Here is a 22,332-nt window from a genome sequence, read left to right as displayed (position 1 = left end):
ATATGAACGAGCTGTTCGGGGGTCACGCCCGCATCGAACCATCACCCGGACGACCCGACCAGCCACAACAGCCTGACCTAACAAAGCACTACTAGTTGGTGCAGTCCTGGTCGTTGAGGGCCAGCGCCACCTGGTAGATCTTCCCGTGGTTCAGCAGGAAGTAGTAGGTGGCCCTCCGGTTGCCGGGGACGGCGGCGACGGGGTAGTTGCCCTCCTCCCGCAGCCCGGGGTATGCCTTGCGCAGCTGCCGATGGGTGGAGCCGATCCCGATCCCCTGCGGGGTCCTGACCCCCTTCGGGGCGACGACCAACGCCACCCCCTTCCGCTTGGAGATGTACAGGCCCACGCTGTCGCGGCCCGTCGGATGGGCCTTGAGGTCCCATCCGGAGCACGGGGAGAGCCGGCCGGCACGGGTCTTCCGGACGATCTTCCCGGTGGCCTCGGCCTGCCTGGCGCTCATCCCCAGCTTCACCCCGCCGTAGCCGTACGGTCCCAGCACTCCGGGGCGGACCGCATGGGCCGGGCGGGCCGGGTGCGCGGGAGAGCCGGCGGAAGCGTTCGCGGCCGCCGCGCCGGTCAGCGCCACACCGGCGGCGAGGGCGACCGCCATCGCCGGACGTGCCACCCATCGGTCAGTCGAAAGTCTCATCTTTCGTCCATCCTGTTCTCTTCGTGATCGCGTGTCCTGTCTCTTCGACTGACGAACGGCGGCGAAAGTTCATCGCCGGATCCGGCGATGCGGGCGGTTCCCGAGCGGGACACGCCGGCCGGGCAGGCGGCGCCCGATGGTACGTTCGCCCCACCGGACGGCACCGGACCCGGGAAGAGACGCCGTGGCCCGGCCTGCGAAGGAGCGTCATGATCGGCTCGTGGGGATGGGACCTGCTGCTGGGCGTCGCCGCCGCGCTGGTGCTGACATGGGCGGCGCTTGTGGCGGTGCTGGTCGTGGTACGGCCGCGCGGCGATCTGCTGCGCGAGGCGCTGCGACTGCTGCCGGACGTACTGCGCCTGGTGCGCCGGCTGGCCGCCGACCCGGACCTGCCCCGCGGCGTGCGGATCAGGCTCGCCCTCCTCCTGGCCTACCTGGCCTTCCCTCTGGACCTGGTGCCGGACTTCATCCCGGTCCTGGGGTACGCCGACGACGCCGTCGTCGTCACCGCGACGCTGCGTTCGGTGGTGCGCCGCGCGGGGCTGGCCGCGGTGCGCCGCCACTGGCCCGGCACCGAGGACGGCTTCGCCGTACTGTGCCGGCTGACGGGGATGACGTAGGGGGGCTCTCGGGAGGGCGGTGAGGTCAACGCCGGCCGAGACCGTCGAGGACGAGGGGGAGGAAACGCTCCGGAATCACCCCCGGATGGCAGGCGAACGCGCCGAGCAGGTCCATGAGATCGACGACGCCGGCGTCCGGACGCATCGCCCCGTCCGCCTGCGCCTGCCGTACCAACTCGTCGAGCCGCCGCACCAGTGCCTGCCTCGCCTCGGGCGCGGAGGTCCCGGCCAGCGCGGCCGCGATGGCGCCGCGACCCTTGTCCACGCTGTGAGTGACGAAGGCGCGAACAGCCGCCCACGCGTCGGGCTCGGCCGTCACGGCACGGTCCAGGGCGTCCAGGAGCTCGTGGACGTACTGCTCGGCCAGGGCGGCCAGTAGCACATCGCGGTCGGGAAAGCGGCGGTAGAGCGTGCCGACGCCGACGCCGGCCCGGCGGGCGATCAGTTCCATCGGCGCGTCCGCGCCGCGCTCGGCCACCGCGTCGCGTGCCGCCTCCAGGATCCTGTCCCGATTGCGGCGGGCATCGGCGCGCATTGAACTCCCCCTTAACCGGAAGACCATCTTCCGCTTATTATAAAGGCGGAAGGTGACATTCCGCTTAGGGGGTTACGATGATCGTGGTGACGGGCGCGACGGGCACGATCGGGCGCGCACTGGTCGAGGAACTCGGCGGTGCGGCCCGAGCCGTGGTACGGCGCGCGGAACAGGGTGAGGAACTGGGATGCGACTACGTGGTCGGCGACCTGGAGCGACCGGAGAGCATCCCACTCGCGCCGGGTGACAGGCTCTTTCTCAACAGCGCGCTGTGGCCCGGTTTCGTACAGGCGCACAAGGCGGTCATCGATCGCGCCGCGGCCGCCGGGGTGGCGCAGGTGATGACCGTCTCCGTGCGCGGTGTGACATCGAGCAGCCTGCTCGGGTTCGGCATGCACGGGCAGGTCGACGAGCACCTCAGAGCCTCAGGACTGCCGTGGTCGATCCTGGCGCCCGTCGGCTTCATGCAGAACCTCGCGGGCGACGTCGACGAGGAGGGGCGGATCCTCGGCTCGTACGGCAGAGGCCGCGTCGGCTACATCGACGCGCGTGACATCGCGGCGGTCGCGGCCGCGCTGCTCACCCGCCCCGTCGAAGCCGACGCCGTCCACGAGCTCACCGGGCCGACGGCGCCGACGCATGACGAGATCGCCGCCGAACTGACCCGTTCGCTCGGCCGGACCGTGCGTTACGTGGACCTGCCGGTCGAGGAAGCCGCCGTTCACCTGGAGAAGCGCGGCATGCCCGCCCAGGTCGCCCATGACCTGGCCCGGCTCATGGCGCAGATCGGAGACGGGCGCTGGGCGAGCACGACCACGACCGTGGCCGACATCCTGGGCCGCCGGCCCCGCTCGCTACGGGAGTTCCTCGGATAGGTCGGATGGAGCGGCGGCACGGCGGAGGATCCCCGGTCTCCGGGACCGGGGATCCGGCCGGACCCGGGCTCGGAGCACGACTCGGCCGAGGGCCGTACCGGGCCTCAACCGGCGTCGGGGGAGGTGAGGCGGGCGAGGACGACACCGCCGATGATCAGGGACAGCGCGGCCAGGCGACCGGCCGTGACGGGGTCGCGGTGGACCACGACGCCGAGGACGATCGCGCCGGCCGCGCCGATGCCGGTGAAGACGGCGTAGGCGGTGCCGACGGGCAGGGTCTCCATCGCCCGCGACAACAGGTACACCGCGACGGCGGCCAGCGCCAGGCACAGTAGCGTGGGCAGCGGCCGGGTGAAGTTCTCGGTCGGCTTGATGCTCTGCGACCAGGCGATCTCCACCAGTCCGGCCGCCACCAGCAGGAACCAGCTTGTGTTCATGTTGTGTTGATGGCGACGCTGCGTGTCGCGGCTCGGGGTTGTGTTGATGGCGACGCTGCGTGTCGCGGCTCGGGGGCTGGTAACCGCTGTCTTCCCTCGTCACTCACTCGCTGCGCTCGTTCCCTCCTCGGTCCAGACACCGGCGCCCCCGAGCGGGTCCAGACGCCGGCGCCCCCGAGCGGGTCCGGTCAGCGGTGCTCCCTCGCGGGCCAGTTGGCGGGCCAGGGGGCGGATGGCGGCCTCGGCTGTGTCGCGGGAGGAGGCGTGCTCTTCACGTAGGTGTTCCAGCGCCGGATCGACCAGCGAGTTGGTCAGTTCGGTGCTGACGAACACCGCGTCGTCGACGCCGAAGTGCCCGGTGAAGAAGTCGCGCAGGTAGCGCTCCTGGTGGTCGTACGGCTCACGGGGCGCGCCGGGTCCGTAGGCTCCGCCGCGTGCGCAGGCCACGACGAAGCGCCGCCCGGCCAGGGACATGCGCGGAAAGGTGATCTGGTCGATCCACGCCTTGAGCGCGGCGGGAATCGAGAAGTTGTACATCGGGGTGCCGATCAGCACGACGTCGGCGGCGACCACCTCATCCAGCAGCGGCCGCACGACGGCCCAGGCGGCGGCCTGTTCGGGGGTGCGGACCGCTTCTCCGTAACGGCCGATGTCGGTGACGGCGTGGCGCAGGACGTGGTCGCACAGTTCGGTCCATGCCTGGCCGATCGGCGGTACGGGGTCGGCGGCCAGGTCCCGGTAGGTGACCTCGCCGCCCGCGGCCCGCCATTCCTCGGCGAAGGCGGCGCTCAGCGCGCGGGAGAAGGACGCGCGGCGGGCGCTGGCGTCCAGGTGAAGCAGTCGGGGCATCGCGGATTCCTCTCAAGTGGACAGAGCGTCCATTTGCTTGGACTGTAGCATAAGCGGACATCATGTCCACTTGGCTAGAATCGGAGACGTGACGCCACGGACCGATCTGCCGAACGACATCGCCGCGCGACCGCGCGAACAGGCCGACCTGCTGGCCGGCGCGTCCGCGCGTCCGCGTGAGCGCGCCGACGCCGCGCGAAACCGGGAGAAGGTGCTCGCCGCCGCCGAGCGGCTGTTCGCCGAGCGCCGCCCGGTGACCATGGAGGAGATCGCCCGGGTCGCCGGGGTGGGGCGGGGCACGCTCTACCGCCGCTACCCCGACCCGGCGTCGATCGCGCTGGCCCTGCTCGACGAGCACGAGCGCGAACTGCAGGAAAAGCTGCTGCGCGGTGATCCGCCGCTCGGGCCGGGCGCGCCGCCGGCCGAGCGGCTGGCCGCGTTCTACGCCGCGATGACGGAGCTGCTGGAGCGCCACGGGCATCTGGTGCTCGGCGCCGAGACCGGTTCCTCACGCTTCACCGCCGGCGCCTACGGCTTCTGGCGCGCGCACGTACGGTCCCTGGTCGTGGCGGCCGGGGTGCCCGGGCCGGGAGCGCTCGCCGACGCGCTCCTGGCCCCGCTGGCACCGGAGGTCTACGACGTGCAGCGACGCAACGGCGTACCGCGCGAGGAGGTCGCGGCCGCCCTGTCCAGGATCGCCCGCGCGGTCCTGGCGCCGTCCTGATCGGCTCCGGAGGAAAGGCGCCGGGGCAAGAGCCTCCGAGCCGCGACGCGCGGCGTCGCGATGAACACGATCACCGGGCGGAGGCCGTACGGTCACCGTGCTTCGTCTCCCGGGTCGACGGCCGTGAGGCGGGCATGAGGGCCGCGGGGAGGACCGCGAGGGCGGTGAGCGCCGCCAGCCAGAACATGCCGGAGTCCACGGCCTGGCCGGGGGCCGCCGCGGGCGTCGCGGCCGCGGCGGCGGGCATGAGGCCCGCGGCCACGGCGATACCGAGGGCGGTGCCGATGTTGACGGCGGTCTGCTTGAGACCGCCGACGACCCCGGCGTACCCGGCGGGTGCGTCACCGACGACGGTGCCGGTGGCGGTGACCATCACGGCGGAGAAGCCCGCACCGAGGACGGCGAAGCCCACGCCGGCCGTCCACCCGTCGAGCGGGAAGGACAGCGCCGCGATGCCCGACGCCGCCAGGAGCACGCCGGTGACGGCGGTGCGGCGCGCCCCGTACCGGCCGAGCGCGGCACCGGCGGCGGGGGCGCCGGCGACCATGAACGCGGTCAGCGGCAGGGCTCGCAGGCCGCCGGTCAGCGCGTCGAGCCCGAGCAGATCCTGAAGCCGGAACGTGGCCGAGAACAGCGCGCCGAACATGCCGGCCGCGGTGACCAGCAGCATCGCCATCGATGCGGTCACCGGCGTCGACCGGATCACGGCGCCGGGCACGATCGGGTGGCCGGCCCGGCGTTCGTGCGCGGCGAACGCGGCCGCGGCGGCCGCGGCCGTGAGAAGCCCGAGCAGTGTCGGCGCGGTGACCCAGCCGCGGTCCGGCGCCTGTGACAGCGTGCCGGTCAGCGCGGCCAGGGCGAGTGCGATCAGGGCCGCGCCGCCGACGTCCAGCCTGCCCGCCGCCGACCGCGGCGCGGACGGCGCGGGCGGTGTGCGCACGGACAGGGCGAGCGCCGCGGTGGCGAGCGCGAGGGGGACGTTGAGGGCGAACACCGAGCGCCAGCCCAGATGCGCGACGAGGAATCCGCCGAGGACCGGGCCCGCCGCGGCGGCGACGCCGATGGCGGCGGTGCGGACGGCGACCGGGCGGGCGAGCCGGTCGCCGGGGTAGGCCAGGCGCAGCAACGCGAGCGTCGCCGGCTGCAGCAGCGCGGCGAACACGCCCTGGACGGCGCGCAGGCCGATCAGCCAGCCGACGGTGGGTGCGAAGGCGATGGCGGCGGAGGCCGCCCCGAAACCGAGCGTGCCGGTGACCAGCAACCGGACGTGCCCGTGGCGGTCTCCGAGGCGTCCGGCGAGGACCAGCAGCGCGGCCACCGCGACCAGGTAGGCGGTGCCGGCCCACTGAACCTGTGCCAGGCCGGCGCCCAGCTCGCGCCGCAGGCTGGGCTGCGCGGCCAGCAGCACGGTGCCGTCCAGCGCGACGATCGCCGCGCCGGCCACGCTCGCCGTCAGCGCCAGGCGGCGTCGTACGGCTCCGCTCACCGGCGTGCCGGTCCGAGGTGGGCGGTCAGGGCCGCCTCGACGAGCCGGTCGAGACGGCCGATGTCGGCGGGCACGGTGCCGAGCATCAGCGGCAGGCTTCCCCAGCTCCACAGCTGGGCGAGGCCGTGCAGGTTCGCCCACAGGGCGGCGGCCGTCACCTCCGGCGGCTCCCCGGCGTCCCCCGGGGTCGCGGAGCCGGCCGCGGCCCCCTGCTGTTCCGCCCGGTGCCGGGCGACGAGCCGGGCGAGGTCGCGGAACAGGGGCCGCGTCGTCTCCCGCAGCCGGGGCCGCTCCGGGGTGGGGCCGCCCGCCTCGCCGGTCTCGTGGCCGGGCGTGCGGTCATCCGTACGGTCGCCCGGGTGGTCCTCGCCGGCCCCGTCGCCCGCCGGGCCGTCGGCCGGGCGGGCGGCCGGGTCGTCGCTGTCGAGCAGGTCGTGGCGGAACATCAGCTCGAACATGCCGCGGTTCTCGACGGCGTAGGCGACGTAGGCCGCCCCGATCGCCCGCAGCCGTTCGCGCGACGTGGCCGCCCCCTCGCCCGCGGCGGTGAAGCGGGCGGCGAGGTCGGCGAACCCGCGATGGGCGATCGCCGACAGCAGCGCGTGGTGGGTGGGGAAGTAGCGGCGTGGCGCGCCGTGCGACACCCCGGCCCGGCGGGCGATCTCCCGCAGCCCCACCGAGGCGTCGCCTCCGGCCGTCACGAGTTCCACGCCGGCGTCGACCAGCCGCTCCCGCAGGGAGCCCCCAGATTCCATAGACAGTGTCTACCACCCTTTGGTAGACACTGTCTACCAAAGGGTGGATCCTGCTGGAGGTCCTGCGGTAGCCGTGGTGATCGGCCGATCGGTCGGCAAGATCACGTCGATGGGAGGACGCTCCGCCTTCCTCGTCCCGGCGCTGGTGACGGCGACCGGCGTGGTGCCGCCGGACAGGACCGGCACGGCGGTCTCCACGGTCGCCTCCGGTTTCACCGTGGCGACGCTGCTCGGTGTGCCTTTGGGAGCGCTGTTGGGGAGAGCATCGGATGGCGCACCCCGTTCGCCGTCCTGACCGCACCGGCACTGGCAGGCGTCGTGCTGCTCGCAGTCGTCCTGCCCAGGCAGCCGGCCCCGGCCACGCGGCTGCGGGAGGAGGTCCGGGTGGTGACCCGCCGCCCGGCCCTGCTGACCATCGCCACCACCGCGGTCGGATTCTCCGGCGTCGCCACGGTGTTCACCGACATCGCCCCACTGCTGACGCGTGTATCGGGTTCCTCCTCCACGGCGGTCTCGGGGCTTCTGCTCGCCCACGGGGCAGGCAGCCTGAATCCCGCGGACGGGAGGACCCGGGCGTGGGGACACCGGCCCCGAACTCCCCACAGCCGTCCGTGTCTCCTCATGATCTCCCCATGCCACCTCCGGCGGTCCCGCCGGAGGTGGCGAGGCCGTCTCACGCCACGGCGGTCCCCTCGAGCTCCACCATCAGGCCGGGGAGCGCCAGCCGGGTCACCCCGAGCATCGTGGTGGGCGGCGCCACCCCGGCGGCGCCCAGCCGCGACGCCAGCACGCCGTAGTGCTCGAAGAGCCGGTCGACGTCGGTGGTGTGGACGTCGAGCCGGACGAGGTTCGCCAGGGACATGCCGGCCTCGCCGAGCACGGCCTCCAGGTTGTCGAGGCTCAGCGCCAGCTGCGCCGCCATGTCGTCGGCGTGCCGGGGTGTGCCGTCGCCGCCCATCGCGGCCTGCCCGGAGCAGTACAGGGTCCGGGTGTGTCCTGAGACGATCTCACCCTGGTTGTATCCCAGCTGCATCGACCACGCCCACGGGTTGACCGCGGTTCGCTCCATCACCACATCGGCTCCATTCGATTCATCGAGGACGACTCATTGAGGACAGGGACAGCCGGCGGCTCGGCGGCCGCCGGCTGCGACGTCGCGATGACAAGCCTCCCGGCGAATCACGACATCCTTTGTCGTGTATCTCGGTAGGGTTCTCGCATGCGCGCCGACCGGCTGGTCTCGCTGGTTCTGCTGCTGCGGCGGCACGGCCGGCTGTCCGCGGCCACGCTCGCCCGTGAGCTGGAGGTGTCGACCCGCACCGTGCTGCGCGACATCGAGGCGCTGTCCGCGGCCGGCGTCCCGGTCTACGCCGAGCGCGGCCGGCACGGCGGGTTCGCGTTGCTGCCCGGTTTCCGGACCGAGCTCACCGGCCTGAACCCCGACGAGGCCCTCGCCCTGCTGGTCGCCGGATCGCGGCGCGGCGCGCAGGCGTTCGGCCTCGGCTCGGCGCTCGCCTCGGCGATGCTCAAGGTGGTCGACGCGCTGCCCGAGAGCTATCGGGACACCGCGGCCGCCGCGGCCGGGCGGCTGCTCATCGACCCGGAGACCGACCTGCTCTCGCGCCGGATCGCCACCGAGGAGGCGCCCGACGCCGTGGCGGCCGGGGTGCTGCGCGCGGTGTTCGCCGGGCGCCGGCTGCGGATCCACTACGCGGCCGCGGACCAGGCCCCGAGGTGGCGCACGGTGGACCCGATCGGGCTGGTCACCGTACGGGACCGGGGGTATCTGCTGGCCACGAGGTCCGGCGCGGAGCGCACCTACCGGCTGTCGCGCGTCCTGGCCGCCGAGGAGCTCGCCGAACCCGCGCGGCGGCCGGAACGGGTCGATCTGGAGCGGGCCTGGCGGGAACGCGGCACGCGGTTCCGGGCCGGCGGCGACCAGGTCACCGTGGTGGCGTGGGTGGATCCGGCGCGGCGGGAGGAGCTGGTGGGCACCGCGCTGGCCGTCCTCACCGAGGAAGCGGGCCCGGACGGCCGGCTGCGGATGGAGGTGACCTTCCAGGACCCGAGACACGCCGAATGGGCGCTGTGGCAGCTCGCCACGGACGCCGAGGCCCTGGCCCCGCGGTGGCTGCGCGACTCCCTGCGCGACCGCGGCGCCGCGGTCGCCGCCCGCTACGAAGCGCCGTCCTGACGATCGCCGCCCGCTACCGGACGCCGTCCTGACGGTCGCCTTTCGCCACGCGCGGCCGTCCTGACGGTCACCGCCTCCCGCGGGCCGCCGGCGCGCCGGGACCCGCGCGGCCTCGGACGACCTCGAGCGACCCCGGGCGGGGGAGCCGTCAGGCGGTGCCGAGGGCCGCGACGGCGGAGGCGACGGCCGCCGGGCGGACCTCCTCGGCGGCGAGGTGGGCGAACTGCACGGCGCAGTCGGCGAGCCCGCCGAGCGCCACGGTCGCGCCGATCTGCCGCTCCAGGGCGGGGGAGGGGCCGACCAGCAGTACGGCCAGCCGCTCGCGCCACTGGAAGATCATGTCGACCATCCCCAGGTCGGCCAGGGCGGGCAGTTCCCTGATCATGAGCGTCACCACCTCGCGGTGGCGGTAGTGCAGGTCGAAGTAGGCGGCCAGCAGTTCGGCGGGGTCGGCCGGGCCGGCCGCCTCCTGCTCGGCGATGAACGCCTCGCCCTCCCGCATCATCGGCTCGACGATGCTGCGGACCAGCTCCTCGCGTGAGGCGAAGTGGTAGTACAGCGCGGGCTTGGTGATCCCCAGCCGGTCGGCGATGTCCTGCAGGCTGGTCTGCTGCACACCCTGGGCGATGAACAGCTCGCGGGCGACCCGCTGGATCCGGGTCTTGGTATCGCTCCTGGCCACCGGATGAGGATAGCGCCCCCGCTTAACGTCTGGTAAGTTCGTCGCCGCCGACTTACCTATCGTTAAGTAAGGGAGTTGCCGTGCGCATCCTCATCTCCGGGGCCAGCGTCGCCGGCCCCGTCCTGGCCTACTGGCTGCACCGCCACGGCTTCACGCCCACCGTGGTGGAGCGGGCGCCGGCCCCGCGCAAGACCGGCGGTCACGCCGTCGACCTGTTCACCCCCGCCATGGAGATCGCCGAGCGGATGGGCGTGCTGGAGCGCATCCAGGCGAAGGCCACCGGCACCGAGCACCTCACCTTCCACCGGGAGGGGGTCGCGCGACCCGTCGAGGTCGGGATCGGCAGGTTCCTGCGCTCCGTCTCCGACCGGCACGCCGAGATCATGCGCGACGACCTCGCCGAGATCCTCCACGACGCCACCCGCGACGACGTCGAGTACGTCTTCGGCGACTCCATCGCCTCCATCGCCGAACGCGACCACGGCCTGGACGTCACCTTCGACGCAGGCGCCCCCCGCCGCTTCGACCTGGTGATCGGCGCCGACGGCCTGCACTCCAACGTGCGGCGGCTGACCTTCGGCGAGGAGTCGCGCTTCACCCACTGGATCGGCGCCTACCTGGCCGTGCTGTCGATGCCCAACGACCTGGGCCTGGACGGCCGCATGGTCACCTACAGCGGCCCCGGCCGGATGGCCGGCGTCTACGGAGCGCGTCACATGGACGACGCCCGCGCGGTCTTCCTCTTCCGCACCGACCGGCCGCTGGACTACCACCACCGCGACACCGAGCGGCAGAAGGCCCTGCTGCGGCAGGCGTTCGCCGGGGCCTCACCGCAGGTCGGGCGCATGCTGGACGAGCTCGACCGCACCCCGGCCTTCTACTTCGACTCCATCACCCAGCTGCGTATGGACACCTGGTCACGCGGCCGCGTCACCCTCGCCGGAGACGCCGGCTACGGCCCGGGGCCCGCCGTCGGCGGCGGCACCAGCCTGGCCGTCGTCGGCGCCTACGTCCTGGCCGGGGAGCTGGCCGAGGCCGGCGGCGACCACACGCGCGCCTTCCCCGCCTACGAGCGCGAGCTCGGCGACTACGTCCGGCGCAGCCGAGCCTTCGCCCTGGGCGCGGCCCGCGGTCTCGTCCCGGGCAGCCACGCCCGGCTGCGGATCCTGGCCGCCGCGGCCCGGCTGGTCACCGTACTGCCCGAGGGGATGGTCCGCGCGCTGGCGAAGCTCAACCGTTCGGGGGTGCGGCTGCACGACACCGTCACGCTCAAGGACTACCGGCCCGAGGGCCCCGTAAGGGTTCAGAGCCGGTAGCGGGGAACGCGTGGGTCACGCCGACGTGCGCACCGACGTGCGCACCGACGTCGTCGCCGCGGGCCGCCTCCAGCAGATCGACAACGCCGACGCCTGAACCGCGCCGGGTTTTGCGGAGACTCGGGGCAGACCACACACGCAGTTTGACCTGTGGGAGATCGCCCCGTCCGGTAAACCGGCCCGGTCCTGGCTGACCGTCATCGAGGACGATCATTCCCGTGCGATCGAGGGGTACGCGGTCAACCTGGGCGCTCCATCGAGCTCGTCCGCACCCACGATTCGCATCTGGCAGTTCCGGCCGCCCCGCGCTGCCGGCGCTCCTGGTCGGCCTCGAAGCCGACGTCGGCGCAGGTGTTGAACATGACGCCCTGACCGTCGATCTCGTAGAAGCGGGGTGTGAACGCCTGGGCGAAGACGCCGTCGAAGTCGGCCGAGAACTCTGTGTCGTCCATGGCAGAGCCTTTCTCAGGGGCGGTGAGCGGCCTGGCGCCAGGCCGGCGGAAAACAACCGGCGAATGGGATGCCGGCCACCGTTGACGCTCTGATGTACTTCATACAATATATTGTCTATGCATCTGGAGCACTCAGTCACGTCAGCGCGGGACGCGGCGTATGCGTACCTCCGCAGCGGGCTCGTGGAGGGGCGCCTCCGCCCCGGGGAAATCCTTGACGACGCCACGATCGCCCAGGAGATCTCCATCAGCAGGACTCCGGTCCGAGAGGCGCTCATCCAGCTGGAGCGCGAAGGCATGGTGACCGCCGCGCCGCGTCGCAGGCCCAAGGTCGCCGAGGCCCAGCCGGACGACCTGGTGTCGATCATCGCGCCGCTCGGCACGCTGCAGGCGCTGGCCGCTCAGCTCGCCGCGCCGCACGCGACCGACGACGACGTGGCCGCCATGCGCGGCCACAACGACGAGCTGCTGCAGGCGATCGAGGACGGGGACATCGTCCGGGCACGCCTGGCGGACATGGCCTTTCATCGGGTGCTGGTGAGCAGGGCGGACAACCGGTTCCTCACCTCCTGCATCGACTCGCTGGAGATGCACACCAGCCGCGTCATGTCGCTGTATTTCCGCAACCGCGGACCTGATGGACAGTCCGCCCACGAGCATGCCGAGATCATCCAGGCCGTTCTCGACCGTGACTCGGCAGCAGCGGCCAGCGCTACGAGCAGCAACTATCTGCGGGGGCTTCGCCTCGGCGGGGAGGAGGCATGATGGTTCGCTCGGTGAACAGGATCGTGGAGGACCTGCGGGCCGATCGCCGCACCGACCCCGATGCCGTCAACCTCTCCTCCGACACCCAGACCAGGCCGACCGGCGGCATGCGGCAGGCCATCGCGCAGGCGGTCGTCGGAGACGAGCAGACACGCTCCGACCCGACGACTCTGGCCCTGGAGGAACGGGTCGCCGACCTGCTCGGCCATGAGGCGGCCGTCTTCCTGCCCTCCGGCACCATGTGCAATGAGATCGCGGTGCGGCTGCACGTGGGTCATGCGGGTGACGAGGTCCTGGCCGAGGCGTCGTCCCACCTGATCAACGCTGAGGCCGGCGGTCCCGCCGTGCTCTCGGGCGCGGTGCTCACTCCCATCCAGGGCGAACGTGGCGTCTTCACCGGTGACCGGCTGGCGAGCATGATCCGGCCGCCGGGCAACCGGTACACGCCGGTCACCCGGCTGGTGTCCGTCGAGCAGACCGCCAACGCCGGTGGCGGACGCGTCTGGCCGCTGGACGCCATCCGGGAGGTCACCGAGATCGCGAGGGAACGCGAGATCGCCACCCACCTGGACGGTGCGCGCCTGCTGAACGCCTCGGTCGCCGGCGGGGTCGAGCCGCGGAGCTACGCGAGCCTCTTCGACACCGCCTGGATCGACTTCTCCAAAGGTCTGGGCGCGCCGGTGGGGGCAGTGCTCGTGGGCAGCACGAGCCTGATCGAGCAGGCATGGCGCTACAAGCAGATGTGGGGCGGCGCGCTTCGCCAGTCGGGCATGCTCGCCGCGGCGGCCCTGTACGCGCTCGACCACCATGTCGAGCGGCTGTCCGTGGATCACGCCAATGCCAAGGCACTGGCCGAGGGGCTGGCCGGCATCGACGGCATCGACATCGACCCGGCACATGCGGAGACGAACATCGTCTACTTCGAGGTCGACGACGCCCCCGCCTTCGAGGCCGGGCTCGCCGCGCATGGCGTGCTCGTCGGAGCCAAGGGACGCCGCCGCGTCAGGGCCGTCACCCACCTCGACATCACGGCGGACGACATCGCCGCCGCGATCGCGGCGGCCAGGAAAGTCATGGGAGAACGACGATGATGCACACGGCCCCGAGGCCGGATCCGGTGGCGAACCTGCCTCGCCTGTCCGCGCTGTTCGCGCAGGCGGGAGTGGACGCGCTGGTGGCCTCCAGCGTGGAGAACGTCATCTACCTCACCGGCTATGAACACTGGCCGCTGCACGTCTTCCGGGAGCACGACGTCTTCGCCGTGGTGCGGGCCGACGGGCACCGCGCCCTGATCGCCCCCCGCAACGCGGGCGAATACCTCGCCATGTGCCCGCCCGACGACTGCGACCTGTACACCTACGGCGACTTCTTCGTGGCATCCGCCCCCTTCGAGGAGCTCTCGACGGTGGACCGGGCGCTGATGGCCGTCAGGCAGGAGCCACCGCACGACGACACGGCCGCCCTCGCACTCGCCCGAGCCCTGCGCGACCTGGGCGTGGCCGGCCGGCGAGTGAGCATCGACGGCCAGGCCATGAGCGCGGGAGCGCGGGCCCGGCTGGCCGAAAGCCTCTCAGCGGTCTCCGAGGTCGACGGCAACACGCTGATGCGCGCCGTACGGCGGGTCAAGACCGCGACCGAGATCGAGCGCCTGCGCGAGGTGGCGCGCGCCACCGAGGGCGCGATGCGCTCCATGCTGGAGAGTGCGCGCGTCGGCGACTCCGAGCCGGAACTGGTCCGCCGCTTCCGGCACGCGGCGCTGGAACGCGGCATCGAGCCGGGGCACTGCGAGACCAACATCGGCGAGCGCGCGGGCGGCTGTTTCCCGCCCGACCCCGACGTCAGGGTGCGTGAAGGGGTGGCGATCAGGTCCGACTGCGGCGGACGGTCGCGCGGCTACTGGGCCGACACCGGACGCAACTCCTTCGTCGGCGACGTGCCGAGCGCACTGGTCAAGGCGCTGGACGCGACGCGAGCCGGCATGGAGACCCTGGCCGAGCTGGTCAGGCCGGGCGTGGTCGTCTCGGAACTGGCGGCGGCGGGCATCGAGGCCGTCCGACGGGCGGGGCTCCCCGAATTCCGGCGTCACCACGTCGGGCACGGAATCGGCCTGGAGATGTACGAGCACCCCATCCTGAGCCCCCGGCCGGGCGGCGAACGCCACACCCTGATCGAGGGCGAGGTCATCAACCTCGAAGTGCCCTTCTACGCCGTCGGCATCGGCGGACTCCAACTGGAGGACACGGTGGTCGTCACCGCCAACGGCCCCGAGTTCCTCACCTCCGGCCCGAGCACGTGGACGCCGTGAGCGCCCTGCCGTCCGGTGTCCTGCTCACCGGAGCGGCGGGCACCATCGGCACCTCATTGCGCGAAACCGCGCTCCGCCGGATCGCTCACCTCCGCCTCTCGGACCTCCGTCCCCTCGGCGCGACAGCGGCCCACGAGGAGTTCCTCCAGGCCGACCTCACCGACCTCGACCAGGTCAGGGCGGCCGTCCGCGGCATGGACGCGGTCATCCACCTCGGCGGCGTCGCCGACGAGACCGGTTTCGCCGCACTCAAGGGCCCTAACCTCGAAGGCGTCCGCAACGTGTTCGAGGCCTGCCGGCTGGAGCGGGTGCCACGGGTGATCAACGCCAGCTCCAACCGGGTCACCGGCTTCCACCCCGTGGACCGGACACTCGACGGGACGGAAGCCGTCCGCCCCGACGGCCTGTACGGCGCGACCAAGGCGTTCGGGGAGGCGCTGGCGAGCCTGTACGCCGACCGGTTCGGCCTCGACGTCGTCTCGGTCCGCATCGGTTCCTTCGAGGAGCGGCCGTCCGAACCGCGCCACCTGCACACCTGGTTCAGCCCCGCCGACGCGGCCAGGCTCTACGAGGCGTGCCTGGCGGCGCCGGCCGGGTTCGGCCACATCGTGATCTACGGGGTCTCACGCAACACGCGCTCATGGTGGTCGCAGAACGCGGCCGCGAGAGCGCTCGGCTACGAGCCGCAGGACGACGCGGAGCGCTTCGCGCACCTCCTGCAGCCATATGCCGAGCGTTACCAGGGGGGTCAGTACACGCACTACGAGTACGGAGGCTGGGCCGCCAGACCGGGCGCCGACTCCACTCTCTGATCGAAGGATCGCACCATGCTCACACCCCCCGCCCAACCCACTGCCACGCGTAAATCGCGGGTGATCGCCGCGGCTGCGGTCGGCACCATGCTGGAGTGGTACGACTTCTCCGTCTACGCGGCGCTGGCGACCTGGATCGCGGCCGCTTTCTTCCCCGCCGACACTCCTGGCGTCTCGCTGTTGAGCGCCCTGGCGGTGTTCGGCGTCGGCTTCCTGTTCCGCCCGCTCGGCGCCGTGGCCTTCGGCCACATCGGCGACCGGATCGGGCGCAAGGAGGCGCTCGCGCTGACCATCATCGTGATGGGCGTCTCCACCGCCCTGCTGGCCGTCGCCCCCACCCACGCGACCGCCGGCATCCTCGGCCCCGTGGTGCTGGTCGTGGCCCGCTGCGGGCAAGGCTTCTCCGGCGGCGGCGAGTTCGCGGGCGGCGCCTCCTTCCTCATCGAGCACGCGCCGGAGGGCCGCCGGGGCTTCTACGGCGCCATCCACTACATGGCGCTCATCGGCGGCAACCTGGTCGGCGCCGGCATCGTGGCGGGGCTGAGTTTCTCCCTCACCCAAGCGCAGATGGAGACCTGGGGATGGCGGGTGCCGTTCGTGATCGGGGCCGTCGCGGCGTTCGCCGGTCTCTACATCCGCCGCCGCCTGGGTGACACCCCGGTCATGGAGGGGGCCAAGAAGCAGGACGACATCCCCCGCTCACCCTTCATCGAGGCGCTGCGGAGCGACGGCCGCGCCGTCCTGCGCGGGATGGGCCTGGTCGTCGGGTTCACCATCATGAGCTACACCTACGTCAACATGCAGTCCTACATCGTCACCGTCTCCGACCTGTCGCAGGGCACGGCGGTGGCGCTCTACAGCCTCTCGCTGCTCGTCCAGCTCGGGATGATCGGCCTGTTCGGCCGTCTGTCCGACCGCGTCGGCCGCAAGCCCGTCCTCGTTGCGGGCGCGGCGCTGATGGTCGTGGTCACCTACCCGAGCTTCCTGCTCATCTCCTCGGGCTCCACCGGCCTGATCCTCGCCGGCCTGATGCTCATGGCGGTGGCGATCGCCGTCTACGCCGGCGCCTTCACCACCGTCATCACCGAGCTGATGTCCAGGCGCACCCGATACACGGCTCTGGCGGTCAGCTACGGCTTCGCGGTGGCCATCTTCGGCGGCACCGCCGGCTTCGTGGTCGCCTGGCTGCGACAGGCGATGGGCTCCAGCCTCGCGCCCGCCCTGTTCGGCGTCGTGGCGGCGGTCATCACCCTCGTCACCGCGCTCACCACCCGTGAGACCCGGTTCGCCCGGCTCGAAGACTAGGAAAGGCCTGCCATGACATCCGGATCACCGGCCGGTGAGACGGTCATGACGATCGGTGGCCCCGTTCCCGCCGCCGAGCTCGGCGTCACCCTCATGCACGAGCACCTGTTCATCAACCAGATGCGAGAACAGCGGCGAGCGGGGCTCGTCAACGACCTGGACATGATCGTAGGTGAGGTCGGCAGGTTCGCCGGTGCGGGTGGCGGCACCATCGTCGAGCTGACCGTGGCGGAGCTGGCCGACGGCGCCGCCCCCGATCCGGCGGGCTGCCACACGCGTGAGGAGGCGGGCACCGGCTGCTCGTCCGGCAGCGCCCGCCCCCTCGCGAACGTGACCGCGCTGGCCCAGGTCGCGGCCAGGACCGGCGTCCGCCTGGTGCTGGGAACGGGCCATTATCGCGACCCCTACCTGGACCGCGACTGGTTCGACCGGCACTGCGCCGACAGCATCGCCGACGAGCTCGTCCGGGACATCCGGGAGGGCATCCCTGGGACCGGGGGGGTACGCGCCGGCATCATCGGCGAGATCGGCGCCGACAAGTGGTATCTGTCGGCCGCCGAGGAACGTTCCTTCCGCGCCGCGGCCCGGGCGCACCGCCGTACCGGTGTCCCGGTGACCACGCACGCCGCGCGGTGGCCGGTGGGCCTGGTCCAGCTCGACCTGCTGTGCGGGGAAGAGGGGGTGCCGCCGGAGCGGGTGATCATCGGTCACGTCGACACGGTGAAGGCGCCCCTGGAATACGCGCTCGATCTGGCCGCCAGGGGAGCCTGGGTGCAGTTCGACAACCTGCGCTCACGCCGCCCGCAGGACCTCGACCACCTGGCCTCCCGCGTCCTGGGCTTCGCCAGGGCAGGACGGCTGGATCGGCTGCTGCTCTCGCACGACCTGTGCACCACCGCCGACTGGCCGGACGAGGGCGGGGTCGGGCTCACCCACCTGCTCACCACCGTCAGAGGGCACCTGGTCGCCGCGGGCCTGGAGGAAGAGGAGTTCGACCAGCTCATGATCGGCAACCCACGCCGCGCGCTGGCGGGCACATGATGGACGCCGTCGCAACCGCCGTCTCCGCGCTGCGGGAGAACGGGGTCCAGGTCGAGACGGACAAGCGGCGGATCGCGGAGTACTCCTACGACGCGTCCAACTACCGCGTGCGGCCCGCCGCGGTCGCCTTCCCCCGCGACGCCGGCGAGGTGACCCTGATCGCACAGCGGTGCCATGCGGCGGACCTGCCCCTGACCGGCCGCGGCGGCGGCACGTCCATGGCGGGCAACGCGATCGGCCCCGGGCTCGTCATCGACTTCTCCCGGTACCTGAACAGAATCCTGGAGATCGACGAACAGCAGGCGACCGCGCGCGTGGAGGCCGGTGTCGTACTCAGCGACCTGGCGCGCGAAGCGGAGGCCGCCACCTGCGGGAGGCTCACGTTCGCGCCCGATCCCTCCTCCAGGACCAGGGCCACCATCGGCGGCGCCGTCGGCAACGACGCCTGCGGCAACCGCTCCGTGCGGCACGGCAGGACGTCCGACCACGTGCTCTCGCTGGACGTGGTGACCGCCGACGGCCTGCGCCTGACCGCGCACCGCGGCGGCCTGACCGCGACCGACCCCGGCGACACGGCGTCCGCCCGCAGGGCCGCCGAGCTGTCGGCCGGGCTCGGCGATCTGGCCCGCCACCACCTGGCCGCCCTACGCACCGAGCTGAGCAGGATCCCGCGCCAGGTGTCCGGCTTCCACCTGGGGCACCTGCTGCCGGAGAACGGCTTCGACGTGGCGCGCTCCCTGGTCGGCAGCGAGGGAGCGTGCGCGCTGGTGGTCGCCGCCACGGTCCGGCTGGTCCCGGTGGCGCCCGCGACACGACTGCTGTGCCTGGGCTACCGGGACGTGGTCGAGGCGGCCATGGACGTCGAGACGATCTTGCAGTTCCGGCCAACCGCCGTGGAGGGCATGGACCGGGTGATCGTCGACACGATGCGGCGGCGGCGCGGGCACGATTCGGTCAGCGGGCTGCCGGAGGGCGAGGCGTGGTTGTATGTCGAACTCGACGGCGATCACCTCGCCGCCGTCGACGACTCCGCCGCCGACCTGATGCGCCGCCTGGTCGCGGCGGGACGGCTGGTCGACGGGCGGGTGGTCGACAGCGCCGGCGATCGCGCCTCGCTGTGGCGGGTGCGCGAGGACGGCGCCGGGCTGTCCAGCCGGCTGCCACCGCAGGCTCTGGATGAGTCGAGGGATGAGTCGTCGAGGGATGAGTCGTGGCCCGGTGAGGAGTCATGGCCGGGCTGGGAGGATTCGGCCGTCGCACCGGAACGCCTGGCGGCCTACCTCGCCGACCTGCGCGGGCTGCTGTCCGCGCACGGGCTGCGAGGGGTGATGTACGGGCACTTCGGGGCCGGCTGCGTCCACATGCGGGTCACCTTCGACCAGCGCACGAGCCAGGGCAGGCGCGTGATGCGCGACTTCCTGCGCGCCGCGGCCGAGCTCGTCGTCTCCCACGGCGGCTCCCTGTCCGGTGAGCATGGCGACGGACGGGCCCGATCCGAGCTGCTGTCGCTCATGTACTCCGCCGAGATGATCACCGCCTTCGAGGAGTTCAAGGACCTCTGGGACCCCGACGGCCTGCTCAACCCCGGCATCATCGTGCGCGCGGGAAACCCGACCGGCGACCTCGCACTCGCCGAGGTGCCGGACCGGGGCTGGGAGACGGCCTTCGACTTCGCTCCCGCCCACAGCGTCGCCCCCTTCGCCCATGCGGTCCAGAGTTGCGTGGGCGTGGGCCGCTGCCGTACCACCGGCGGGGGCTTCATGTGCCCGAGCTACCGCGCCACCCGAGACGAGAAGGACTCCACCCGCGGCAGGGCACGGGTCCTGCAGGAGATGCTCAGGGGAGACACCGGCTGGCGCTCGGAGGACGCGCGCGAGGCACTGGACCTGTGCCTGTCCTGCAAGGCGTGCTCCAGCGACTGCCCCACCGGGGTCGACATGGCGACCTACAAGGCCGAGTTCCTCCACCACTACCACCAGGGCCGGCCACGCCCGGTCTCCCACTACAGCCTCGGCTGGCTCCCGCGGTGGCTGCGTGTCACCGGACGGCTCGCGCCGGCGGTGAACGCGCTGCTGGCCACCCGGCTCGGACCCCACCTGGCCCGGCTCGGCGGCGTGGCGCCCGGCAGGGCCCTGCCCCGCTTCGCCGGAAGGCGAGAGCTGAGCCGTGCCCTCGGCCGGCCGGGCCCGTCCGGCGGGCCCGACGGGCTCGTGCTGGTCGTGGACAGCTTCACCAAGGGCTTCCGCCCGCACGTGGCCGGTGCGGCGGCGCGGGTGCTGCGCACCGCCGCGGACTCCGTCGAATGCCGCAGCGACGTATGCTGCGGCCTCACGTGGATCTCCACCGGGCAGTTGCGCGCCGCCGCCGAACGGCTCAGCCGGACGGTCGAGCTCCTCGACGACGGCACCGACCGGCCCATCGTCGTGCTCGAACCGAGCTGCGCGGCGGCTCTGACCAAGGACCTGCCCGAGCTCGTCGGCACCCCGGCCGCCCGCAGGGTGGCCGCCCGGGTGCGCGGCTTCTCGGCGATCGTGACCGAGTTGGCCGCGGCAGGCTGGCGGCCCCGGCCCGCCGCCGACCGGGCGCCGGACGGCGTCGCGGTCCAGACCCACTGCCACGAGTACGCGGTCCTCGGCGCGGCCCACCAACGCCAGGCTCTCCAGGCGGCCGGCGTCACAGTCGCGCGAGAGTCGGCCGGCTGCTGCGGCGTGGCCGGCAACTTCGGCTTCGAGGCCCGGCACTTCCAGATGAGCATGCGGGTCGCCGAGCAGTCCCTGGCCCCCGCCCTGCGCGACACGCCCGGCCTGCCGGTGCTGACCGACGGGTTCAGCTGCCACATGCAGGTGCGCCAGCTCGACCCCGGCAGGACGGCCATGCACCTGGCCGAGTTGCTCGACCCCGCTCCAGAAGAAAGGCACCACCCATGACCACGCACGGCCTGTTCATCGACGGCACGTGGGGCCCGGCCGCATCCGGGCGGACCTTCGCCGTAGAGAACCCGGCGACCGGCGAGACCATCGCCATGGTCGCCGACGGCGACGGCGACGACGCCCGCCGCGCCATCGAGGCCGCGGGCGCACGGCAATCCGGCTGGTCGCGAAGCGCGCCGCGCGAGCGCGGAGAGATCCTGCGCCGCACCTACGAGATCATCATGAACCGCGCGGACGAGCTGGCAGCCCTCATCACCGCCGAGATGGGCAAGCCGCTGGCCGAAGCGCGCGGCGAGGTGATGTACGGCGCCGAGTTCTTCCGATGGTTCGCCGAGGAAGCGGTCAGGATCGGGGGCGACCACACTCTCAGCGGAGACGGACGCACCCGCATCCTGGTGACCAAGGGCCCGGTCGGGCCGTGCGTGCTGGTGACCCCGTGGAACTTCCCGCTCGCCATGGGCGCGCGCAAGATCGGCCCGGCCGTCGCCGCCGGCTGCACCATGGTGTTCAAGCCGGCCGAGCAGACGCCGCTCACCTCACTCGCCCTGACCCGCATCCTCACCGAGGCGGGACTGCCGGCGGGAGTGCTGAACGTCGTCACCACCTCCGACCCCGGCGGCGTGGTCGGCCCGTGGATGAGCAGCGGCATCGCCCGGAAGATCAGCTTCACCGGGTCCACCGACGTCGGCAGGCTGCTGCTCGCCCAGGCCGCCGAGAACGTCATGCGTTCGTCCATGGAGCTGGGCGGCAACGCGCCCTTCCTCGTCTGCGAGGACGCTGCCCTCGACCGCGCCGTCGAGGGCGCCGTGACCGCGAAGATGCGCAACATGGGCGAGGCGTGCACGGCCGCCAACCGGTTCTTCGTCCACCGGTCCGTGGCCGGCGAGTTCAGCGCCAAGCTGGGCGAGCGCCTGTCGGCGCTCAAGGTCGCCGACGGCGCGGCCCGAGGAGCCGAGGTCGGGCCGCTCATCGACCGGGCCGGGCTGGAAAAGGTCGAACAGCTGGTGGACGACGCGGTAGGCAGGGGCGCGTCGGTCGTCGTGGGCGGATCGCGGCTCAGCGGCAGCGGCTACTTCTACGCCCCCACGGTGCTTGCCGACGTGCCCCCGGACGCCGCGCTGATGTCCACCGAGATCTTCGGCCCCGTGGCGCCGATCATCCCGTTCGACGACGAGGAGGAGGCCGTGCGGCTGGCCAACGACACCGAGTGGGGGCTGGTCGGCTACGTGTTCACCACGGACCTCGACCGCGCCTTCCGGCTCGGCGAGGCGCTGGACGTCGGCATGGTGGGCGTCAACACCGGCCTGGTCTCCAACCCTGGGGCTCCCTTCGGCGGCGTCAAGCATTCCGGCCTGGGCAGAGAAGGCGGACGAGCCGGGATCGAGGAGTATCTGGAGAGCAAGTATCTGGCCATTCCCCGTTCCTGATGGCACCGTCAGACCGCGGCGAAGGAACCCCCTCGAACGGCCAACGGGCGAGCTGAGCTGAAACCAGGAAGCTGATTTCCCGGTTCAGGACGTATATGGCGGCTGATGCCACGTTGGTTAACGGCACCCCGACCAGGCCGCGACCGCCGCCGCGTTCCCTTACGCCTACCGGC

At 72.4% G+C, this 22,332-nt stretch carries 23 protein-coding genes; 14 read left to right on the top strand and 9 right to left on the bottom strand.

Annotated elements, in window-relative coordinates; all coding sequences use genetic code 11:
• Positions 1 to 91: 91 nt before the first annotated feature.
• Positions 92 to 649 (bottom strand): hypothetical protein, encoded by a 558-nt coding sequence (locus ACFYSC_RS28710; RefSeq protein WP_389967895.1) that lies wholly within the window; start codon positions 647 to 649, stop codon positions 92 to 94.
• 209 nt (positions 650 to 858) lie between these two features.
• Between ACFYSC_RS28710 and ACFYSC_RS28705 the strand changes: the two genes are divergently transcribed.
• On the top strand, positions 859 to 1,269 hold the full coding sequence (locus ACFYSC_RS28705; protein ID WP_389967893.1) for a YkvA family protein: 411 nt from the start codon (positions 859 to 861) through the stop codon (positions 1,267 to 1,269).
• 25 nt (positions 1,270 to 1,294) lie between these two features.
• Here ACFYSC_RS28705 and ACFYSC_RS28700 read toward each other — a convergent pair whose 3' ends face one another.
• Positions 1,295 to 1,804 (bottom strand): TetR/AcrR family transcriptional regulator, encoded by a 510-nt coding sequence (locus ACFYSC_RS28700; protein ID WP_389967891.1) that lies wholly within the window; start codon positions 1,802 to 1,804, stop codon positions 1,295 to 1,297.
• A 77-nt stretch (positions 1,805 to 1,881) separates the two neighbouring features.
• Between ACFYSC_RS28700 and ACFYSC_RS28695 the strand changes: the two genes are divergently transcribed.
• A complete protein-coding gene (locus ACFYSC_RS28695) occupies positions 1,882 to 2,679 on the top strand; it encodes an NAD(P)H-binding protein (protein ID WP_389967889.1) in 798 nt (265 codons plus the stop codon).
• Positions 2,680 to 2,783: 104 nt separating this feature from the next.
• On the opposite strand, the gene ACFYSC_RS28690 is transcribed toward ACFYSC_RS28695, so the two are convergent.
• Both ACFYSC_RS28690 and ACFYSC_RS28685 read right to left on the bottom strand, forming a co-directional pair.
• Positions 2,784 to 3,116, bottom strand: a complete 333-nt coding sequence (locus ACFYSC_RS28690; protein ID WP_389967887.1) for a DMT family transporter — start codon at positions 3,114 to 3,116, stop codon at positions 2,784 to 2,786.
• Between the two features lie 99 nt (positions 3,117 to 3,215).
• Positions 3,216 to 3,965 (bottom strand): FMN-dependent NADH-azoreductase, encoded by a 750-nt coding sequence (locus tag ACFYSC_RS28685; RefSeq protein WP_389967885.1) that lies wholly within the window; start codon positions 3,963 to 3,965, stop codon positions 3,216 to 3,218.
• An 88-nt stretch (positions 3,966 to 4,053) separates the two neighbouring features.
• On the opposite strand from ACFYSC_RS28685, the gene ACFYSC_RS28680 reads away from it, so the two are divergent.
• Positions 4,054 to 4,689 (top strand): TetR/AcrR family transcriptional regulator, encoded by a 636-nt coding sequence (locus tag ACFYSC_RS28680; protein WP_389967883.1) that lies wholly within the window; start codon positions 4,054 to 4,056, stop codon positions 4,687 to 4,689.
• A gap of 70 nt (positions 4,690 to 4,759) precedes the next feature.
• Here ACFYSC_RS28680 and ACFYSC_RS28675 read toward each other — a convergent pair whose 3' ends face one another.
• Positions 4,760 to 6,175 (bottom strand): MFS transporter, encoded by a 1,416-nt coding sequence (locus ACFYSC_RS28675; protein WP_389967881.1) that lies wholly within the window; start codon positions 6,173 to 6,175, stop codon positions 4,760 to 4,762.
• Complete coding sequence (locus ACFYSC_RS28670; RefSeq protein WP_389967879.1) at positions 6,172 to 6,930, bottom strand: TetR/AcrR family transcriptional regulator; 759 nt, start codon at positions 6,928 to 6,930, stop codon at positions 6,172 to 6,174. Before ACFYSC_RS28670 ends, ACFYSC_RS28675 begins: the two co-directional genes overlap by 4 nt.
• A gap of 109 nt (positions 6,931 to 7,039) precedes the next feature.
• Here ACFYSC_RS28670 and ACFYSC_RS28665 point away from each other — a divergent pair, with 109 nt between their 5' ends.
• Positions 7,040 to 7,225, top strand: coding sequence for a hypothetical protein (locus tag ACFYSC_RS28665; protein WP_389967877.1), 186 nt, complete (start codon positions 7,040 to 7,042; stop codon positions 7,223 to 7,225).
• A 378-nt stretch (positions 7,226 to 7,603) separates the two neighbouring features.
• Here the strand turns inward: ACFYSC_RS28665 and ACFYSC_RS28660 are convergent, their stop codons facing one another.
• Positions 7,604 to 7,999 (bottom strand): RidA family protein, encoded by a 396-nt coding sequence (locus tag ACFYSC_RS28660; protein WP_389967875.1) that lies wholly within the window; start codon positions 7,997 to 7,999, stop codon positions 7,604 to 7,606.
• Between the two features lie 150 nt (positions 8,000 to 8,149).
• On the opposite strand from ACFYSC_RS28660, the gene ACFYSC_RS28655 reads away from it, so the two are divergent.
• Positions 8,150 to 9,124 (top strand): helix-turn-helix transcriptional regulator, encoded by a 975-nt coding sequence (locus tag ACFYSC_RS28655; RefSeq protein WP_389967873.1) that lies wholly within the window; start codon positions 8,150 to 8,152, stop codon positions 9,122 to 9,124.
• 148 nt (positions 9,125 to 9,272) lie between these two features.
• Here ACFYSC_RS28655 and ACFYSC_RS28650 read toward each other — a convergent pair whose 3' ends face one another.
• Positions 9,273 to 9,806 carry a TetR/AcrR family transcriptional regulator gene (locus tag ACFYSC_RS28650; RefSeq protein WP_389967871.1) on the bottom strand — a complete coding sequence of 178 codons (534 nt, stop codon included), beginning with the start codon at positions 9,804 to 9,806 and terminating at the stop codon, positions 9,273 to 9,275.
• Positions 9,807 to 9,886: 80 nt separating this feature from the next.
• On the opposite strand from ACFYSC_RS28650, the gene ACFYSC_RS28645 reads away from it, so the two are divergent.
• Positions 9,887 to 11,122: an FAD-dependent monooxygenase gene (locus tag ACFYSC_RS28645; protein ID WP_389967869.1), complete on the top strand. Its 1,236-nt coding sequence runs from the start codon at positions 9,887 to 9,889 to the stop codon at positions 11,120 to 11,122.
• Between the two features lie 239 nt (positions 11,123 to 11,361).
• Here ACFYSC_RS28645 and ACFYSC_RS28640 read toward each other — a convergent pair whose 3' ends face one another.
• Positions 11,362 to 11,574: a hypothetical protein gene (locus tag ACFYSC_RS28640; RefSeq protein ID WP_389967867.1), complete on the bottom strand. Its 213-nt coding sequence runs from the start codon at positions 11,572 to 11,574 to the stop codon at positions 11,362 to 11,364.
• Between the two features lie 117 nt (positions 11,575 to 11,691).
• On the opposite strand from ACFYSC_RS28640, the gene ACFYSC_RS28635 reads away from it, so the two are divergent.
• The 8 genes from ACFYSC_RS28635 to ACFYSC_RS28600 are packed head-to-tail and all read left to right on the top strand — an operon-like array spanning position 11,692 to position 22,159.
• Positions 11,692 to 12,339 (top strand): GntR family transcriptional regulator, encoded by a 648-nt coding sequence (locus ACFYSC_RS28635; protein WP_362944506.1) that lies wholly within the window; start codon positions 11,692 to 11,694, stop codon positions 12,337 to 12,339.
• An 11-nt stretch (positions 12,340 to 12,350) separates the two neighbouring features.
• Positions 12,351 to 13,430: a threonine aldolase family protein gene (locus tag ACFYSC_RS28630; protein ID WP_389967865.1), complete on the top strand. Its 1,080-nt coding sequence runs from the start codon at positions 12,351 to 12,353 to the stop codon at positions 13,428 to 13,430.
• 26 nt (positions 13,431 to 13,456) lie between these two features.
• Positions 13,457 to 14,644: a M24 family metallopeptidase gene (locus ACFYSC_RS28625; RefSeq protein WP_389967863.1), complete on the top strand. Its 1,188-nt coding sequence runs from the start codon at positions 13,457 to 13,459 to the stop codon at positions 14,642 to 14,644.
• Positions 14,641 to 15,456, top strand: a complete 816-nt coding sequence (locus tag ACFYSC_RS28620; protein ID WP_389967861.1) for an NAD-dependent epimerase/dehydratase family protein — start codon at positions 14,641 to 14,643, stop codon at positions 15,454 to 15,456. The genes ACFYSC_RS28625 and ACFYSC_RS28620 overlap by 4 nt, the downstream gene beginning before the upstream one ends.
• 15 nt (positions 15,457 to 15,471) lie before the next feature.
• A complete protein-coding gene (locus ACFYSC_RS28615; protein WP_362944443.1) occupies positions 15,472 to 16,761 on the top strand; it encodes an MFS transporter in 1,290 nt (429 codons plus the stop codon).
• Positions 16,762 to 16,806: 45 nt separating this feature from the next.
• On the top strand, positions 16,807 to 17,802 hold the full coding sequence (locus ACFYSC_RS28610) for a phosphotriesterase (protein WP_389967859.1): 996 nt from the start codon (positions 16,807 to 16,809) through the stop codon (positions 17,800 to 17,802).
• Positions 17,802 to 20,729, top strand: coding sequence for an FAD-binding and (Fe-S)-binding domain-containing protein (locus tag ACFYSC_RS28605; protein WP_389967857.1), 2,928 nt, complete (start codon positions 17,802 to 17,804; stop codon positions 20,727 to 20,729). Before ACFYSC_RS28610 ends, ACFYSC_RS28605 begins: the two co-directional genes overlap by 1 nt.
• Entirely contained in the window at positions 20,726 to 22,159 is a 1,434-nt protein-coding gene (locus tag ACFYSC_RS28600; RefSeq protein WP_389967855.1) for an NAD-dependent succinate-semialdehyde dehydrogenase, read from the top strand. The genes ACFYSC_RS28605 and ACFYSC_RS28600 overlap by 4 nt, the downstream gene beginning before the upstream one ends.
• Positions 22,160 to 22,332: the final 173 nt, after the last annotated feature.

Origin of the sequence: Streptosporangium sp. NPDC004379 (assembly GCF_042873875.1) — a bacterium.
Lineage (GTDB): Bacteria > Actinomycetota > Actinomycetes > Streptosporangiales > Streptosporangiaceae > Streptosporangium.
This window is presented reverse-complemented; position numbering and strand designations above follow the sequence as displayed.

Excerpts from the sequence above, each read along its gene's own strand:
- ACFYSC_RS28710 (WP_389967895.1), bottom strand. The coding sequence starts at position 649 with ATGAGACTTTCGACTGACCGATGGGTGGCACGTCCGGCGATGGCGGTC.
- ACFYSC_RS28705 (WP_389967893.1), top strand. The coding sequence starts at position 859 with ATGATCGGCTCGTGGGGATGGGACCTGCTGCTGGGCGTCGCCGCCGCG.
- ACFYSC_RS28700 (WP_389967891.1), bottom strand. The coding sequence starts at position 1,804 with ATGCGCGCCGATGCCCGCCGCAATCGGGACAGGATCCTGGAGGCGGCA.
- ACFYSC_RS28695 (WP_389967889.1), top strand. The coding sequence starts at position 1,882 with ATGATCGTGGTGACGGGCGCGACGGGCACGATCGGGCGCGCACTGGTC.
- ACFYSC_RS28690 (WP_389967887.1), bottom strand. The coding sequence starts at position 3,116 with ATGAACACAAGCTGGTTCCTGCTGGTGGCGGCCGGACTGGTGGAGATC.
- ACFYSC_RS28685 (WP_389967885.1), bottom strand. The coding sequence starts at position 3,965 with ATGCCCCGACTGCTTCACCTGGACGCCAGCGCCCGCCGCGCGTCCTTC.
- ACFYSC_RS28670 (WP_389967879.1), bottom strand. The coding sequence starts at position 6,930 with ATGGAATCTGGGGGCTCCCTGCGGGAGCGGCTGGTCGACGCCGGCGTG.
- ACFYSC_RS28665 (WP_389967877.1), top strand. The coding sequence starts at position 7,040 with ATGGGAGGACGCTCCGCCTTCCTCGTCCCGGCGCTGGTGACGGCGACC.
- ACFYSC_RS28660 (WP_389967875.1), bottom strand. The coding sequence starts at position 7,999 with ATGGAGCGAACCGCGGTCAACCCGTGGGCGTGGTCGATGCAGCTGGGA.
- ACFYSC_RS28655 (WP_389967873.1), top strand. The coding sequence starts at position 8,150 with ATGCGCGCCGACCGGCTGGTCTCGCTGGTTCTGCTGCTGCGGCGGCAC.
- ACFYSC_RS28640 (WP_389967867.1), bottom strand. The coding sequence starts at position 11,574 with ATGGACGACACAGAGTTCTCGGCCGACTTCGACGGCGTCTTCGCCCAG.
- ACFYSC_RS28635 (WP_362944506.1), top strand. The coding sequence starts at position 11,692 with ATGCATCTGGAGCACTCAGTCACGTCAGCGCGGGACGCGGCGTATGCG.
- ACFYSC_RS28615 (WP_362944443.1), top strand. The coding sequence starts at position 15,472 with ATGCTCACACCCCCCGCCCAACCCACTGCCACGCGTAAATCGCGGGTG.
- ACFYSC_RS28610 (WP_389967859.1), top strand. The coding sequence starts at position 16,807 with ATGACGATCGGTGGCCCCGTTCCCGCCGCCGAGCTCGGCGTCACCCTC.
- ACFYSC_RS28605 (WP_389967857.1), top strand. The coding sequence starts at position 17,802 with ATGGACGCCGTCGCAACCGCCGTCTCCGCGCTGCGGGAGAACGGGGTC.
- ACFYSC_RS28600 (WP_389967855.1), top strand. The coding sequence starts at position 20,726 with ATGACCACGCACGGCCTGTTCATCGACGGCACGTGGGGCCCGGCCGCA.